At 61.3% G+C, this 16573-nt stretch carries 12 protein-coding genes; 8 read left to right on the forward strand and 4 right to left on the reverse strand.

Annotation, left to right across the window (positions count from 1 at the left end; genetic code table 11):
- Nucleotides 1-64: 64 nt before the first annotated feature.
- From WC421_00560 to WC421_00570, 3 genes are read right to left on the reverse strand one after another with little or no spacing between them, the layout of a single operon-like run.
- A complete protein-coding gene (locus WC421_00560) occupies nt 65-1057 on the reverse strand; it encodes a potassium channel protein (protein ID MFA5160715.1) in 993 nt (330 codons plus the stop codon).
- Entirely contained in the window at nt 1054-2400 is a 1347-nt protein-coding gene (locus WC421_00565) for a tetratricopeptide repeat protein (GenBank protein MFA5160716.1), read from the reverse strand. Before WC421_00565 ends, WC421_00560 begins: the two co-directional genes overlap by 4 nt.
- Nucleotides 2397-3440, reverse strand: coding sequence for a M48 family metallopeptidase (locus tag WC421_00570; GenBank protein MFA5160717.1), 1044 nt, complete (start codon nt 3438-3440; stop codon nt 2397-2399). The genes WC421_00565 and WC421_00570 overlap by 4 nt, the downstream gene beginning before the upstream one ends.
- A gap of 95 nt (nt 3441-3535) precedes the next feature.
- On the opposite strand from WC421_00570, the gene WC421_00575 reads away from it, so the two are divergent.
- The 8 genes from WC421_00575 (at nt 3536) to WC421_00610 (ending at nt 16049) form a co-directional block, all read left to right on the forward strand.
- Complete coding sequence (locus WC421_00575; GenBank protein ID MFA5160718.1) at nt 3536-4774, forward strand: CinA family nicotinamide mononucleotide deamidase-related protein; 1239 nt, start codon at nt 3536-3538, stop codon at nt 4772-4774.
- A gap of 4 nt (nt 4775-4778) precedes the next feature.
- On the forward strand, nt 4779-5735 hold the full coding sequence (locus tag WC421_00580) for a hexose kinase (GenBank protein MFA5160719.1): 957 nt from the start codon (nt 4779-4781) through the stop codon (nt 5733-5735).
- Entirely contained in the window at nt 5728-8007 is a 2280-nt protein-coding gene (locus WC421_00585; GenBank protein MFA5160720.1) for an acetate--CoA ligase family protein, read from the forward strand. Before WC421_00580 ends, WC421_00585 begins: the two co-directional genes overlap by 8 nt.
- A 117-nt stretch (nt 8008-8124) precedes the next feature.
- Nucleotides 8125-9429, forward strand: a complete 1305-nt coding sequence (locus WC421_00590) for a clostripain-related cysteine peptidase (GenBank protein ID MFA5160721.1) — start codon at nt 8125-8127, stop codon at nt 9427-9429.
- A 99-nt stretch (nt 9430-9528) separates the two neighbouring features.
- On the forward strand, nt 9529-12288 hold the full coding sequence (ileS, locus tag WC421_00595) for an isoleucine--tRNA ligase (protein ID MFA5160722.1): 2760 nt from the start codon (nt 9529-9531) through the stop codon (nt 12286-12288).
- Complete coding sequence (gene lspA / locus WC421_00600) at nt 12285-12788, forward strand: signal peptidase II (protein ID MFA5160723.1); 504 nt, start codon at nt 12285-12287, stop codon at nt 12786-12788. Before ileS ends, lspA begins: the two co-directional genes overlap by 4 nt.
- On the forward strand, nt 12776-13732 hold the full coding sequence (locus WC421_00605) for a tetratricopeptide repeat protein (protein ID MFA5160724.1): 957 nt from the start codon (nt 12776-12778) through the stop codon (nt 13730-13732). The genes lspA and WC421_00605 overlap by 13 nt, the downstream gene beginning before the upstream one ends.
- Nucleotides 13733-13736: 4 nt before the next feature.
- Nucleotides 13737-16049, forward strand: a complete 2313-nt coding sequence (locus WC421_00610) for a glycosyltransferase family 39 protein (protein MFA5160725.1) — start codon at nt 13737-13739, stop codon at nt 16047-16049.
- A gap of 113 nt (nt 16050-16162) precedes the next feature.
- Here the strand turns inward: WC421_00610 and WC421_00615 are convergent, their stop codons facing one another.
- Entirely contained in the window at nt 16163-16432 is a 270-nt protein-coding gene (locus tag WC421_00615; protein MFA5160726.1) for a hypothetical protein, read from the reverse strand.
- Between the last annotated feature and the right edge of the window lie 141 nt (nt 16433-16573).

Consider the following 16573-nt stretch of genomic DNA (forward strand, 5'->3'; position numbering starts at 1 on the left):
CCGTATCGCCTGCCGGCATTGGCCGGCCCTTCCAATTCAGCTACATTCTACCTTTGCGCCGCCGTCAATGCAATCCGAGGCCACGCCGCAGTGAGGCTATCTGCTCCCGGCTGCCCAGGGCTATGACAACATCACCCTCGGCCAGCCGCATGTCCGGCGCGGGGTTCATCTCGTAATCCACGGCGCCGCGCCGCCTGACGGCCACGGCCAGCGCCGCGCCGCCCTGCGCGCCCTTTATATCGCCCAGCAGGACAGGGGTCCTGATTTCCACATCCTCAAAACGGTAGGCGTTTCTGGCCTCGCGCAGCATGTTGTCCAGGAAAGTAACAGTGGCGGGCCGCACCATTTCCGAGACCATGCGCAGCCCCCCTATATGCCCCGGATTTATGACCGCGTCCGCCCCGCTGCGCATGAGCTTCTGGCGCACCTCCTCGGAGCGCTGGGCGCTTATTATGCGCGAAGCCTGGTTCAGCAGCCGCCCGGTAAGCGCGGCGAAGGCATTATCCTTGTCGTTGTTAAGGCAGCAGAACAGCCCCGCGGCGCGCTCCATCCCCGCCTCCTTGAGGGTTTTATCCTCCGTGGCGTCGCCGCGGACAGTCAGCCATCCGCGCTCCACAAGCCTGGCGGCGGAGGCCGCGTCCATTTCCACCATGACAAAAGACCTGCCCGTTTTTGCCAGTTCCTCCGCGATGGAGAGTCCGGCCCGGCTCGCGCCGCAGACGATGTAATGCCCCGCCAGCGATTTTATCTGCTTGTCCATTTTTCTTCTCCTGAAAGCGTCTGTGAGATGGCCGCCCACAATCAGCGCGGTGAACATGGAAAACGCATAGGCCATTATTCCCAGCCCGCCGAATATAAGCAGCATGGTGAAAATCCGCCCGTGCGGCGACAGCGGGTGCGTCTCCCCGTAGCCGATGGTGGCCAGGGTTATGACGGTCATGTAAAGCGAATCCGCCAGATTCCAGCCCTCTATAATCATGTAGCCGGACACGCCCGCCGCCAATACGGACAGCATGAGGGCCGCCACGGTGATAATTTCCGTTCTTGATATTTTCATTGCTCTATGGCGTCAGATATCCCCCCGTATTTGTCGCAAAGCTTCTGCTTGGGCGAGCCGCCCAGCCCGAAAAATCCGGTGCTGCCGGAGCCGGAGGTGTCCGTATCGCCGCTGCGGTAGCGGTAGATATGCGAGGCCAGCGCGCCCATATCCTTTCTCATGCCGGTGGTGTCTATGAAATAGCGCTTGCGTTTTTTACCGTCGCCAAGCATGATTTCGCGGATGCGCATGTCCAGTTTTTCAGTGAAAGTTTCCTCCGCGCAGTTGGTGGCCCGGCACAGCCACAGGTATTCGGATTCGGATATTTCCATGTACTTGTCGCGTTTCATCTCGACTTCCAGCTTGTCGCTTTCGCTGAGCTTTTCCCACAGCGCGGGCGGCAGCGGCTCCGAAGGCAGGATATATTCCTTGCGGCCCAGCATGGCATAATAATAAACTTCCAGCCCGTCCGAGGAGAGCCGCCCCCCCTCCTTGGGGTCAAACACAAGGGCGCCGTTTTTGGCGCGCAGCTTAACCACATCCTTGAGCTTTATGCCTTTTTTCTCAAAAAACCGGACCGCGTCGCTGGATATATAGTTGCGGTAGACCAGATATCCCGCATAGCTGAACATAAGCCTGTACGTCGGGGTTCCGGTGTCTTTTTCCACGGTGTAGTCCGGCGGCAGCGCGCGCAGCCTTTTGGCCAGATAGTTGACGCCGCCGTACTCCTCCGCCCGCCTTATGTCCTTGAAAAGCAGTTTTGCTTCAGGGGAAAGCTCGCTCGCGTCGGACACCAGCGCGCGGCGGAATTTAAGCTCGGAGAGTATTTCGGCGTCGCTCATCACGGTCGGTTCCACGCGACGCAGCCCCTGTTTGGCCATTTCGTTGCCCGGTTCCAGCGCCAGCGCCCTGCGGTAATTTTCGGCGGCGGGAAACCAGTCCTTTTTTATCTCGCTGCAACGGCCCAGGCCGATTATGGAGTTGACTTCGCGCGGGTCTATGGCGGCGGCGCGGCGGTAGCGGTCCTCCGCCTCGTCCAGCTTGCCCTTTTTCACGGCTATGTCGCCCAGCCGGCTGTGGCAATAGGCCGCCAGCGGCGAGTTGGGGTCAATTTTTTCAAGCGCGTCCGTAAATTCCTGGGCGGCCTGGTCAAATTTTTTCAGCGTCATCAGCACGCCGGCCAGGCTGACATGCGCGCCCGCATCCTCCGGCCAGGAGGCTACGCATTCCCTGAATTTTGCCTCCGCTTCCGGCAGCCGGCGCTGGGCAAACAGTTCTTTTCCCGCGCTTGTGCAGGCCGCAAGCCGCCCCGGCGCGGGCGCGGCGGCAACAGCCACGGACAAAGCCAGCGCGGCGGCAATCATGACGCGCCTCCGGCATAAGCCATCATTTTAAGCGCGGTTATGCGCCGGCCCATGGGCGGATGAGTGGCCAGAATGTCGGCCACTAGACCTTCCTTATCATCAAAGAGGCCGCCGCGCGGATCGGATATGCACATATGCGCCACGCCTTCGCGGTTCATAAGCCGGGTGGGGGAGGCCGCCGCGCGGATTTTCTCCAGCGCGCGGGCCAGCGCCAGCGGATTGCGTGTAAGCTCGGCCCCTGTGGCGTCTGCCAGGTATTCCCGCTTGCGCGACACCGCCGTGGCCAGCAGCTGCGCAATGACCGGCGCCAGTATCACCAGCGCAAGCCACAACACGAAAACCACGATATTGCCGCCGCTTTTGCCTTTCCCGCGCGAGCCGCCTCCTGCCCGCACAGAGCGTCCCGCCCAGTCGCTCAGCAACGCCAGCGCGCCGCAGAGCGCGGCAATCATTGTCATCAGCCGTATGTCGTAATTCCTGACATGGCTCATCTCGTGGGCGACCACGGCCTGCAACTCCTCCCGCGAAAGGCAGTCCAGCAGTCCCTGCGTAACGGCTATTTTAGCCCCGCCTGGCGAAAAGCCTGTCGCGAAAGCATTGGGGTCCGCGTCGGGCACAACATAAACCTGCGGCGGCGGCAGGCCGGCGGCTATGCTCATCTCCTCGGCGATATTGACAAGCTGCTTTTCCTTGTCGTCCAGCGGGTTGGGCGGACGCGCCATGCAGGAAGACAATATCATCCCCGGCCCGTTGAAAACAGAGTTCAGCAGCATCCCGCAGGCAAAAAGCAGGCTTGCAATAGTCCCGTAGGGAACGCTGTCGGTCCGGCGCGGCAGTTCGGCATGCGCGCGCGCGCGGGCACGGCGGTGTCCGGCATAGGCCATGACGCCGGGCGCCCCGTCAGGATTCAGCACGGGAAACGGCATTCCCAGCATGAACACGTCAAACCCCAGCCCGATAAACATGAACAGCGCGAAAAACAGGGCCACTATGGCCGCCGTCCACCGCCGGTTGGATATCTGCTGTTCGTAAATATTCACAATACCAACGCTACCACAAGTTGAACGCCGCTGGCAAGGTTTTGCGCCCGTTTCGTTTCGGAAAGGCTCTGAAAAGTTTTTGTACAATTGCGCTGATGGCAAACGCGCGCGCATTCCTTATATTCACCGGCACGGAACTGGTGCGGGGCAGGCTTAACTCCTACACCCCGCTGATTTGCGCCGAACTGGAAAAGCTGGGCGTTTCCGTCTGCGGGGAGACCACCCTGCCCGACTACGAGAATGCCGTCGCCCGCGCGATAAAAACCGCGCTGGGCTTGGCGGATATTGTCCTTGTAACCGGCGGGCTCGGCCCCACTTTTGACGATATAACGCGGCAGGCCGCCGCGCGGGCGGTTGGCGAAAAACTTGTCCTGTCGCCGGAACTGCTGCGCGGACTTAAAGTGCGTTTTGCCAAACTGCGCCGCGAAATGCCGCCCACAAACGCGCGGCAGGCGCTGCTTATCCGGGGGGCGCGCGCGCTGCCCAACCCCGCCGGGACAGCGCCGGGGCAGGCGCTGCGGCTGGGAGGGAAGCTGCTGCTTCTCCAGCCCGGCCCGCTTGCCGAATGGCGGCCCATGTTCAAGCGCTATATCGCGCCCGAAATAAAGCGCGCCTTCCGGCTGCGCGGCGCGCCGCCCCGCGTTGACATCTCCATAGGCGACACCGCCGAATCCGCCGCCGCAGAGGCGCTGGCGCCGGTGATGGAGCGGTTCCCGGACGCGGAATACACCATTCTCGCCTCACCGGGCACGGTGCGCTTTCTGGCCGCGCCCGGCGGCAAAACCCCGGCGAAAGCCGCCGCGCAAATCCGGCGCATGTGCAGGGCCGCGCTGGGAGGCGCTGTTTTCGGCGAGGGCGGCGCCACGCTGTCCGGCGCGCTGGGCGCCGCGCTGGAAAAGCGGGGGCAGACGCTGGCCCTGGCCGAATCCTGCACCGGCGGGCTGGCCGCCAGCATGATAACCGACCGGCCCGGCAGCTCGCGCTATTTTCCGGGCGGTATCGTGGCCTATTCCAACGAAGCCAAAATAAAATTTCTGGGGGTGAGGCGCGCCACCATTAAAAAGCACGGCGCGGTATCCGCCCAATGCGCTCTGGAAATGGCCGCCGGCGCCAGGGCGGCCTTCGGCGCGGACTGGGGGCTGGCCATCACCGGCATAGCCGGGCCGGGCGGCGGAACCAGGCAAAAACCGGTGGGACTGGTCTATATCGCCGCCGCCGGGCCGGGCGGCAAAAGCGCGGCGCAGGAGCGGCGGTTCTGCTCCTCGCGCGAAAACAACAAGCTCTATTCCGCCGCCGCCGCGCTGAACCTGCTGCGAAAAATGATAAATTCATAGGCCTATGGCGAACAGAGTCCTTGTCGTCAACCTTAACCTGGCTGTAGACAAAACCGCCGTGGTGGACCGGCTGGACAAAGGCCGCATATACCGGCTGGCCGAAGTCAAAAGCCTGGCGGGCGGAAAGGGCGTCAATGTATCGCGCGCGCTGACGACGCTGGGCGTAAAGCCGCGCCTGACGGGCTTTCTGTCCGGGTATTCGGGCCGCTGGATTGCCGGCGCGCTGCGCCGCGAGGGGATTGAAAACCGCTGCGTGATATTTTCGCCGGGGGAAAGCCGCCTCTGCCTGTCGGTCGTGGACGGGCGCGACGGCATCGCCACCGATTTCAACGAGGAAGGCAGCCCCGTCCCCGCAGCGGCGCGGCGGCGCTTTCTGAAAACCTATGCCGCCTGCCTGGGCGGCTGCGGGGCGGCGGTGTTTTCCGGCAGGATATGCAAAGGGCTGGGCGACGGCTTTTTCGCGCAGCTTATAAGGATAGCCAAAAAACGCGGCGCGCTCTGCGCGCTGGACACCAGCGGCCCCGCGCTGAAAGCCGCCGCCGCCGCGGGGCCGGAACTGGTAAAGCTCAACCGCGAGGAGTTTGAATACCTTTCCGGGGATAAACTTTCCGGCGGCGCGCTGTGCCGATTTTTCGCCAAAGCGCGCGCCGCAGGCACGGAATACATAGTGGTTACCGACGGCCCGCATCCCGGCTGGGCTGTTACGCCGCAGAAGCTGTGGCGGTTTCGCCCGCCGGAGATAAAGCCGCTCTCCGCCGTGGGCGCGGGAGATTCGTTTATGGCCGGGCTGATTTGCGGCTTCGCGCGGGGCGCGGGCCGGCAGGAGTGCCTCAGGCTTGCGCTGGGCGCGGCGGCTTCCGACTGCCTGTCGCTGGGCGCGGGAATTATCAGCAGGAAACAATGCCTTTATTTCGCGCGGCACGCCGCGCTTGAAAAAATACGCGAGGTATGCCATGCATAACACCGACCCTGTAAAAACCGTCCAGGCAGTCCTTAAGTCCGCGCTGGCGCAGAAACGCAACGCACTGACCGAGCCGGAAGTCTACGAGCTTTTTGACGCGTTCGGCCTGCCCACCCCGATGCGCAGCCTGCTGCCGCACGAGGCCATAGACCGCGGCGAGCTGCACAACATAGTGGAAAGTTTTCCCGGAAACAAGGTGGTGGTCAAAGCCGTCTCTTCCGAGACGCTGCACAAGACCGAGGCCGGCGGCGTCAAAGTCTGCGCCAAGGACAAGGTGGTGGAAACCATCCGCAACATGCGCCTGGCGCTGCGCGGGGTGGAGCGGTTCATGGTCTGCGAGTTTGTGGAACATGCCGTGTTCTCGCTGGGGCAGGAGCTTATGCTGGGCGCGCGGCAGGACCCGGCATTCGGGCCGGTCATCAGCCTGGGCGTCGGCGGCACCGATGCCGAGAATATCACGCAGAAAATCAGGCCCGGCAACACTCCCGCCGTGGCGCCGCTGGCCGCGCTGGACGGCCCGGAGGGGATGCGGGCGTTTCTGAACTCCGCCTGGATATGGAAATACGCCGCCGGCAACGTGCGCGGCGGCAGAAAACTGGCCCAGGACGAGGAAATCCTTAAATGGCTGGACGCTTTCGCCAGGCTGATGGCCGCGTTCTCGGACGCGGGCGGGCAGCATGTTGTTATAGAGGAGATGGAGGTGAACCCGCTGGCGGTGTCATGCGGGAAACTTGTCGCGCTGGACGGGGTGCTGCGGCTGCGCGCGCCCGGCCCCAAGCCGCGCGTCGCGCCGACGGCAAAGGGGGTGCATGCGCTGCTGCGGCCCGCCACCGTCGCCGTCGCGGGCGTGAGCGAAAAGAAGATGAACATGGGCCGCATCATCCTCAACAATGTCATGAAAGCCGGCTTTGACAGGCATAACCTCTATGTTCTCAAGGATTTTCAGGGCGAGATAGACGGCGCGCGCTGTTTCGCGAAAGCGGCGGATTTCCCGCATATCGTAGACATGCTGGTGATGGCAGTCCCCTCCAAGGACGTCCCCGCCGCGCTGCGGGACGCCGCCCGCAGCGGCAGGGTGCGCGGCGTGGCGCTGATTTCCGGCGGCATGGGCGAAAAGGAAGGCAGCCATGCGGTGCAGGAAGAGGTGCTGAAAATCGTCGCCGAGGGCAAGAAGAATAATCCCGATTTCACGCTCAGCGGCGGCAATTCGCTGGGCATAGTCTCAAACCCGTCAAAGGTGAACACGCTTTTCATCCCGGCGGAGAAAATGGCCCCGCCCATAGGCCCCTCGCTGCCCTTCCACCAGAGCGCGCTTATCAGCCAGAGCGGCGCCTTCGTGATAACCATATGCGGCAAATTCCCGGAGCTTAAGCCCGTCTACAGCGTTTCGGTGGGCAACCAGATGGACGTGACGGTGGCCGACTATGCCGCCCACGCCGCCAAGGACGAAGACGTCAAGGCGCTGTTTATTTATCTGGAAGGCCTCAAGGACGGCGACGGGCTGCGCCTGCTGGATGCGGTCAGAACCGCAAGGGCGGCGGGCAAGGAGGCGCTGGTCTACAAGGCCGGGCGCACCCCCGCCGGGCAGAAGGCGGTGATGGGGCATACCGCCTCCGTGGCCGGGGATTACGTGGTCCTGCGCGAGACGCTGGCCCGCGCCGGCGCCTGGGTGGCCGATACTCTGGACGATTTTGAGGATATGGCGCAGCTCATGTCCTGCTACGCGGGCGCAAAACCGGCGCGCGGAAACGTATTTTTGATGAGCAATGCCGGCTTTGAAAGCGCCGCCATGGCCGACAATCTGCCGGCGCGCGGCCCGCTGTCGGCCACGCCTCTGGATGAGACGCTGTCGCGCAAAATAAAGGCCCTGCTGGAAAGCCACGGGCTTGACGCCATAGTGGACGCGCGCAACCCGCTGGATGTAACCCCCATGGCCCCGGACGCCGCCATACTGGAAATCGCGGAGGCCGCGCTGGCCTCGCCGGAAACGGATGCGATGGCGTTGTCGCTTGTGCCGCTCACCCCGGCGATGAAAACGCTGGAAAGCGAAGGGCTGGAAAATTCCGTCGCGGCGAAGATAGGCGAAATCGCGCGGCGGCACGGCAAGCCGCTGGTGTTCTGCGTCGCGGCGGGCGCGCTCTACGACGGTTACCGCGCGCTGGCCGCCAAAAGCGGCATCCCGGTGTTCCGCTCGTCCGACAGGGCGCTGCGCGCGCTGTCCGGCTTTATGTCGCTGCGGCGGCTGCCGCATTCCCCCCAGCCGGCCAGATAAGGCTCGCAAAACCGCGCCCGCCCGCCTGCCTTGCGCCGGAATTGACATTCCAATAGGAATCTGTATAATTGGTGCGGGCGGGCGCAGCACACCCCCCCCGCCCAAGAGAGGCTGTCAATGTCCGGCAACATTGTTATGGCAGTGGTCGTCTCGGTAGTGTTTCAGGCCTGCGCCGCCTTCGCGGCGGTAAACTACGACAATCCCGCGCCAGGCGCCAAAGGCGTGAGAAACGCCGCCAACTCCGCGGCGGTAACCGGAACGGCGGTGCCGTCCGCGCCAGCCGCCGGTCCGGCAGATGCGCCGCAGTCCGCCAAGCCCGCTGCGCTCCCTAAATGGACTGTCATGGTGTTTATGAACGGCAAGAACGAATTGGAACAGTTCGCCTTCACGAATTTTTACCAGATGGAAAGAGTCGGCTCGGACAATGACATACAGGTGGTGGTGGAGTTCGGACGCATGGGCAATGTCGCCAACGACGGCAAATGGACCGGCTGCCGCCGCTACCTGGTGAAAAAAGCCAATGACACCGATAAAATCTCATCGCCAGTGGTTGAAACCATCCCCCAATGCGATATGGGCGATTACAAGCATGCCGCGGATTTCGGCAAATGGGCCATGTCCAAATATCCGGCGCAGCATTACATGTATATCCTCTGGAATCACGGCGGAGGCTGGACCAAGGCGATGGATAATCAGCCCGCCAAAATAATCTCGGCAGACGACGAGACCGGCAACCACATCAACACGCCGCAGATGGGCGCGCTGCTCAAGTCGCTTGGGCGCAAAATGGATGTTTACGCCTCGGACGCCTGCCTTATGCAGATGGCCGAAGTTACCTATGAGTTGAAGGATTACGCTTCCTATGTGGTCGGTTCCGAGGAACTGGAAGCGGGCGACGGCTACACCTATGATGCGTTCCTTCAGAAAGCGCATGGTTCGGATATGGAGGCCGCCTCTTTGTCCAAAGCTGCGGTGGACAGTTATGCGGACCATTACACATACATGGCCACGCAGTCGTATGTGGATTCAAAGACGATGCCGGAACTGGTAAAGAAGATGGACGCTTTTGCCGACGCTGTCATGACTTCCGGCAACAAGGAGGCGGTAAAGAAAGCCCTCACAGCGACACAGCATTATGCCGTGAACCACAATTATAGGGATAATGCGGACCTTTACCACTTTGTCTCCCTGGTTGCCACGCCGGCCGAGACAAATCCGAAAATCAAGGAAGCCGCGGGCGCGCTTATGGATTATCTGAAGGGCAGCGTAATCAAGCATAACAGAGTCACGTTCGACTATGCGGATTCGCACGGGCTTGCGGTTTATCTTCCCGCGGAAAAGTACGACACGAATTACGACGAGCTAGCCTTCGCCAAAGCCGGCAAATGGCCTAAATTCGCGCAATGGCTTGTGGCCAATTGATTGCATTGCCGCAGTCTCCGGCGCCCCCCGCAAAACGGGGGGCGCTTTTTTGCGCCGGAACCGCGGGGGAATTCCGTATTTTGTATAATTCCACAGGATATGGCTATAAAAGAGACAGCCGGACGCTCCGGCACGGTTCTGCTTCCCAAAACCGATTTCCCCATGCGCGCCGAGCTGCCGAAACGCGAGCCGCTGACCATTAAATTATGGAACGATATCGGCCTCTACCGCAAAATGCTGGAAAAGCGCCGCGGGAAAACCCCCTATATCCTGCACGACGGGCCGCCCTACGCCAACGGGCATATACACAACGGACACGCGCTTAACAAAATCCTCAAGGATATAACCATCAAATCGCGCGCGATGTCGGGCCATTACACGCCTTATGTGCCGGGCTGGGACTGCCACGGGCTTCCCATAGAACACGCCCTCCTGAAGGAATTGAAGCAGGACAAGCGGCATATAGAAGATATTCCCGCCTTCCGCCTAAAGGCCCGGCAGTTTGCCGCGAAATTCATAGACCTCCAGCGCGAGGATTTCAAGCGGCTTGGCATACCGGCGGACTGGGACAATCCGTATATCACCATGTCGCCGCATTTTGAGGGCACAGTCATAAAGGCTTTTCTGGATCTGGCGCGCAAGGGCTGCATATTCAAAGGCAAAAAGCCGATATACTGGTGCGTCTCGTGCGAGACCGCGCTAGCCGACGCGGAAGTGGAATACAAGGATAAAACCTCCAATTCCATATTCGTGAAATTTGAACTGGCGGAGCCGTTCTCCGGTAAAAAAGCCGCGCTGGCCATCTGGACCACCACCCCCTGGACCCTGCCCGCCAACATGGCCGCCGCCGTGGACGAGGAGGAAAGCTATATCCTCCTGCGCGACCGCAAAACCGGCGAGCATTACATCGCCGCCGAAAAGCTGGCGGATTCTTTTATTTCCGAATGCGGGCTGGACTGCGAAAAGGGCGAAAAAATCCCCGGCAAAGCGCTGCTGGGCCTCAAATACCGCCATCCGCTGTTCGCGGATAAAGCCAATCCGGTCATCCATACGGATTTCGTGGCGATGGATACGGGCAGCGGCATAGTCCATGTCGCGCCGGGCCATGGCGAGGACGATTTCTACTCCGGCCTGGAGCAGGGTATAGAGATTTTCTGTCCCGTGGACAACCGGGGCCGCTTTACTAAAGAGGGCCGCGAGTTTGAGGGGCTCTCGGTCTGGGAGGCCAACCCGGCGGTCATTGAAAAACTGCGCGCCGCGGGTAAGCTGCTGGCCGCAAAGGATATTTCGCACAGCTATCCGCATTGCTGGCGGTGCAAAAAGCCGGTCATATTCCGCGCAACGGAGCAGTGGTTTTTGGGCGTAGACAAAAACGGGCTGCGCGACAAACTTGTCGCCGCCATAGACAAGGTGAACTGGGTGCCGCCGGGCAGCAGGGAAAGAATACGCTCCATGGTGCAGCAAAGGCCGGACTGGTGCCTGTCGCGCCAGCGCGCCTGGGGAACGCCGGTGCCGATGATGAACTGCTCCTCCTGCCATCAGCTTCAGTATGACGAAACGCTTTTTGCCGCCATAGAGAAACGCGCTTTCGCCGAAGGCTCGGATTTCTGGTTCAGCGATCCGGCGGAAAAGATAGTTCCCCCCGGCTATAAATGCAAATGCGGCGGGACAACTTTCGTCAAGGAAACCGACATTCTGGACGTGTGGCTGGATTCGGGGGTTTCCTGGGCGGCGGTGCTGCCGGAGGGGCATTATCCGGCTGACCTCTATATGGAAGGCTCGGACCAGCACAGGGGCTGGTTCCAGACCTCGCTTATCCCGTCGGTCGCGCTGAACGGCCATGCGCCGTACAAGGCGGTATACACCCACGGATTTATAATGGATGAGAAGGGCCACGCCATGCACAAATCGGCGGGCAATGCCGTCTCGCCGCAGGAAATAATAGGCAAATACGGCGCGGAGACTTTGCGGCTCTGGGTCGCCCTGTCCGACTGCACCGAGGATGTGCGCCTCTCCGAAAAACTGCTGGAGGGGCCCATAGACGCCTACCGCAAGATTCGCAACACGTCGCGCTATCTGCTTGGCAATCTCTGGGATTACGACCCGCAAAAACATAAGGTTTCTTACGATAAGCTGCACGAGGCGGACAGATACATGCTCCACCGCCTTGCGGAGCTTGTGGCGGCAGCGCGCGGGCATTATGACAGGCTCAATTACCGCGCCGCAATCCGCGACATAGCGGATTTCTGCATACTGGACCTGTCGTCTTTCTACTTTGACACGTTGAAAGACAGGCTCTACACCCTGGGCAAGAATTCATGGGAGCGCCGCTCCGCCCAGACCGCGCTTTACGAGATTGCCACGGGGCTGTTTCGGCTCATGGCCCCGGTGCTGTCTTTCACCGCAGAGGAGGCGTGGCAGGAATTGCGCAAGGCCAATCCCGGCCTTGAGGAAAGCGTCTTCCTGTCGGATTTCCCTCAGGCCGGAGAAAAATGCCCGCAGGCGCTGGCGGAAAAATGGGAGAAAATACGGCAGATACGCGAGCTTGCGCTCAAAGCCCTTGAGGAAAAAAGGAAGGCCGGCATCATAGGCGCGCCGCTTGAGGCGAAAGTTATTTTCAGGGCCAATGACGCGGCTGAGCGCGCTTTCATAAGCGGCACGTTGGAATTGTGGCCTTCCGTGCTGATAGTCTCCGCAGCGGAACTGGCGGAGGGGCCGGAGCAGCTTTCCGTTGAAGTCGTTCACGCCGACGGCGCGAAATGCCCGCGCTGCTGGCAGTGGAAAAAGGATATCGGCGCGCATCCCGCGCATCCGGACGTCTGCGCGCGCTGCGCCGGCGTGCTGGAGGCGGAGAAATGAACTGCTGCTCCGCCCCGGCGGAACGGACACAACGGGCCGCGCTGACGCGGGTTTCGCCACGCGCGGCGGCTGTGATAGCCGCCGTATTCGCGCTGGACAGAATCACCAAATTCCTGGCGCATAAATACCTGGACGGGACCGCCGGGCTGGATTGGGGGCTTCTGCGGCTGACCTATGTGGAAAACACCGGCGCGGCCTTCAGCATGCTGCGCGGGATGAACTGGCTGTTCGCGGCGGTGGCCGCCGTTTTTCTGGGAGCGATGTTTTTCTGGCGGGAGGAAATAGCCGCCTGCGGCAGGGCCGCGCGGCTGGGAATGCTGCTTATAGCGGGCGGCGCGCTGGGCAATCTCTGGGACAGGCTTAGTTGCGGCGCGGTGGCGGATTTTATAGATTTCAGGGTGTGGCCGGTGTTTAATGCCGCGGATTCATTTATCACGGTCGGGGCCGCGCTGATGGCTCTGGCTTTCTACCGCGGCGGGGAAAAACGATGCGCCCGATAAGACTACTCGTCCTGCTGTCCGCGTTTTTTCTGTCCGGCTGTTACAAAAGCCCGGAGAAGCTGTTTGCAAAAGCCAACGAGCTGGTGCTTAACGGCGCCTATACTGACGCCATAGTCCTCTACAACAAAGCCCTGGGAAAAAGGCCGGATTATGCCGCCGCGCTCAACAACCGCGGCATGGCGCGCGAAAAACGCGGCGATGTGCCGGAAGCCGCGCAGGATTACGCGCTGGCCATAAAGGCCGACCCGTCTTTCGCTCAGGCATACAACAACCTGGCCGCGCTGGAACTGGACAGGGACCGCTACCCCCAGGCCGAGAAGCTGGCCGACAGGGCCGTTTCAATAGCGCCCAAATACGTGCTGGCTTATGTGAACCGCGGTTCGGCCCGCTACGGACAGGGCAATATGGCCGGCGCGGCGCAGGATTTTTCCCATGCGCTCAAACTGGAGCCGGATTTTCCGCAGGCCCTTTACGGGCGCGCGCTGTCGCTGGGCGGGCAGGGGGACAACCGCGCCGCCCTGCAGGACCTTGACCGGCTGCTGGACATAAAATCCGGCATGTACGCCGCCTGGCGGCTGCGCGGCATAATACGCGAAACCGACGGCGACTTCGGCGGCGCGGCCCAGGATTACGGCAGGCTGATATCGCTGCGCCCGGACAGTTACGACGGCTGGTTTCTGCGCGCGCGCGCCGCCTGGCGCGCCGGCTACTACGACGGCGCGGCGGAGGATATAAACCGTGCCATGCGTCTTGCCCAGATGAACGCCGCCGTCTACGCGCTGCGCGGCGACATTTACGCCAATATAGACCCTTTTGAAGCCGGACGCAGCTATGTGGCCGCCAGAACACTGGACCCGCAGAACGCGCCGATTTACAATGTAAAGGTGCTCATTATGAAGAAAAATCTGGAGCGAAACATGCCGTCCGCAAGGAACCGCAAATAAAATTATGAGCGACTCTGTAATCCCCCGCGGAGCCGGAGCGGAGCCAAGCTGCAGGCCGCGCAGTCTGTCCGAGAAAATCCGGCTGATGCGCATGGTGCTGGAGGGCATTTACTTTGAAAAGGAAACCGCCGATACCATAGCCCGCGGCAGCAAAAAACCGGAAGTGCTTTACGGGCTGTTTCTGGCCTGCCTGATGGCGCTGGCGCAGGGATTTCTGCTGTCAATGTGGGCGGCAAGGGACGCGCGCCATCGGCTGGGGCCGGAGGAAGTGGCCTCATTGCGGGCGGCGCAGACATACCGGCAGGCGGCTTCTTCCGGGAAGCTCATGGAGCTGATAAAGTCCCCGCTGGACGAGGACGGGCTGCCCCGCCCGCCCCTTTATTACTGGACGCTGGCGCTGACCTCGCCCGAACAGTCCGGCAGGCCGCCTTCCGGCACGGGGCTTCAAACGGTTTATCTGGCGATATTATGCATGTCGGTCTATCTGATAACCCGGCGCAGCCGCACCGAGCCGGCGTCGCTGGTGGCGGCGGCATTCGCCTCCAGCCTGCCGTTCGTGCTGGGCTGCATGCGGCAGCTTTCTCCGGAGCTGGCGCTTATAGCGTTTACGGCCGCGGCTTACGCGGCTTTCATCTGGTCCGACGATTTTGAATCCGCCCCGTGGACCTTCGTCTGGGGCATATTCAGCCTGCTGGGGATGCTGACCTCGTGGGTTTACCCGCTTTGCACCATTCCGCTGATGAACCTTCTGTTTTACGGAATAATGAACCATGTAACGCGCGCCAATGTCATGCGCGTGTTCTGGGTGTGGGCGGGGGTGTATCTGTTGTGGCTGTCAAACAACATGGTGCCGATAATGCAGTGGGTTACGCACAACGTGCTGCCCGGGATGGTGGTGGTTTCCTCTGTAAGCATATTTGAGAACCTGCGCCAGCTGGCCATGCATACGCTGTCCGCCATGCCGTGGTATCTGGTCAATTCCGCGGACTGGCTGCAGATCCCGTTTTTCATCGCCGCATCCGTCATGGGCCTGTGGTTTTTCACCACGCAGTTCGCCGTCTATCCCTACAGGCGGGACATATGCTACTGGCTGTTCGCGCCGCTGCTGTTTGTGTCGCTTCTGCCGCAGCACAGGGCGGAGTATTATCTACCTTCGCTTGCCGCGGTTTCGGTCATGCTGGGAGTGATGTCTCCCCGGAAATTCTATTTCTGGATACTGGGCGGGCTATTCGTTTTCAGCGCGGCTTACCAGCTTGGCGCGCTGCCGTCGCTGCATATCACAACCCCTCTGGGCAGGGTGGCGCTTGTGGACGCCGGACGGCGAAAGCCCTACGGCCAGGCGCTGGGCAGGGTTTTGCAGGATGCGGCACGGCTCGCCGCCGCCAGGGGGCAGAGCGTGGTCGCCGTATCAAAAAACCCGTCCCTTGAGCCGTACTATCTGAACTGGCTTGCGGAGCGGGCCGGGTTCAAGCCGCTGTCTTTCATGTGGGATGACGCGGGATTTTCAGTTTATCCCGCCGTCGTGCTGGACGTCCGCCCGCCGGGAGCCGCGCCGGCCAAATCCCCGTTGTTTGGCGACATGGCCAGGCCGGACCCGGTCATTGACGCCTATGAGGCCAGGGGAAGCTACAAGCTTGACACCGGCGACGTTGTTACGGTGCTGGCGCAGCGCGATTTCCGGTTCCCGCCGTTCAAAAGCGCGGCATACAGCGTCAAGCGGCTTAAATTCGCCGGCTTTATAGCGGAAGACGTGCTGGCGGACATCGGCCCCTGGGACCCGGACAGGCAGTCCTACAGATGGATTAACCTGACCGCCGGCTCCATCAGGCTGGGCAAGGGAGATGTGTTCGGCGTCTCAGCCGTTTTGCAGGACTGCCGGTTCATAACCGCCTCGCCGGCCACATTTGAGGGCGCGAAAATACTCAAGCTGGGGACACTGCGCCTTACAAGCGGCATAGTGGACTCCGACAACATAGGCGAGGCGGCGCACGCGCTTATTCCGCAGTTGTCGGATTTGAAAATGGAAATCCACCTGCTGCCCGGACAGGAACAGCAGCACACGCTCAGCGGGCTCTCGCTTAGCGGCAAATACAACGATTCGCCTTTTTCCGGCAGCGCGACAATAGAGCGCAGCGGGGCCTCCGACCTGTTCCTGAAATTCAATCCGCTCAATATCTCCTACTGGACCGTGCCGGATTTCATGCTCAACACCCTGCAGATCGGCGTTCACGCCGCGCCCACGCCCACAAGGCCTTTCTGGTTCGTGGTAAGCAACGTGGTTTTTGACAACACGTCCATCTCAATACGCGCCGACTGACGTTCCGCGCGGCTCGGAATTTGAAGAGCATACCTGTCCGGCGCATGCGGGGAAAATTCTGTGCAGGAATGTCCCGCCGGCTGCCGCCGAATCCCGCAATCCAACTGAAACATTCAGGCTATTGATGTCTGCATAAATAAAAGCCTATGCGACTGAGCCGATTTCGCAGCGAAACAAGAAGCCAAAGGCTGGACATACTGTTCGTATGTCCGGCCTTTGGCGACGCGGTTGCAGCCCGAAAGCGGCTCGGCCCCTTCGGGGAGGCCCGCCTTCAGGCCGCGCGCGTCGTTGCGGCTGTTTGCAGTGCGGACAGCACAGCGGCGCAGCCGCGCCTGGCCTGAAAGTTTCAGTTGGCTGCGGGATTCGGCGAAAAATCGCTTCATACTGCCTTCACAAAATTATCCTTTCGTGCTGTGAAGCACGCGCGGATAATTTTGTTCGGCATTATCTCGCGCTTTTTCGCCTCGGTCCTCACACCAACTGAAACTTTCAGGCTGGCGCGCAGCCTGAATTCGGGCCTTCGC

The organism is Elusimicrobiales bacterium, from assembly GCA_041651175.1.
Lineage (GTDB): Bacteria > Elusimicrobiota > Elusimicrobia > Elusimicrobiales > Elusimicrobiaceae > JAQTYB01.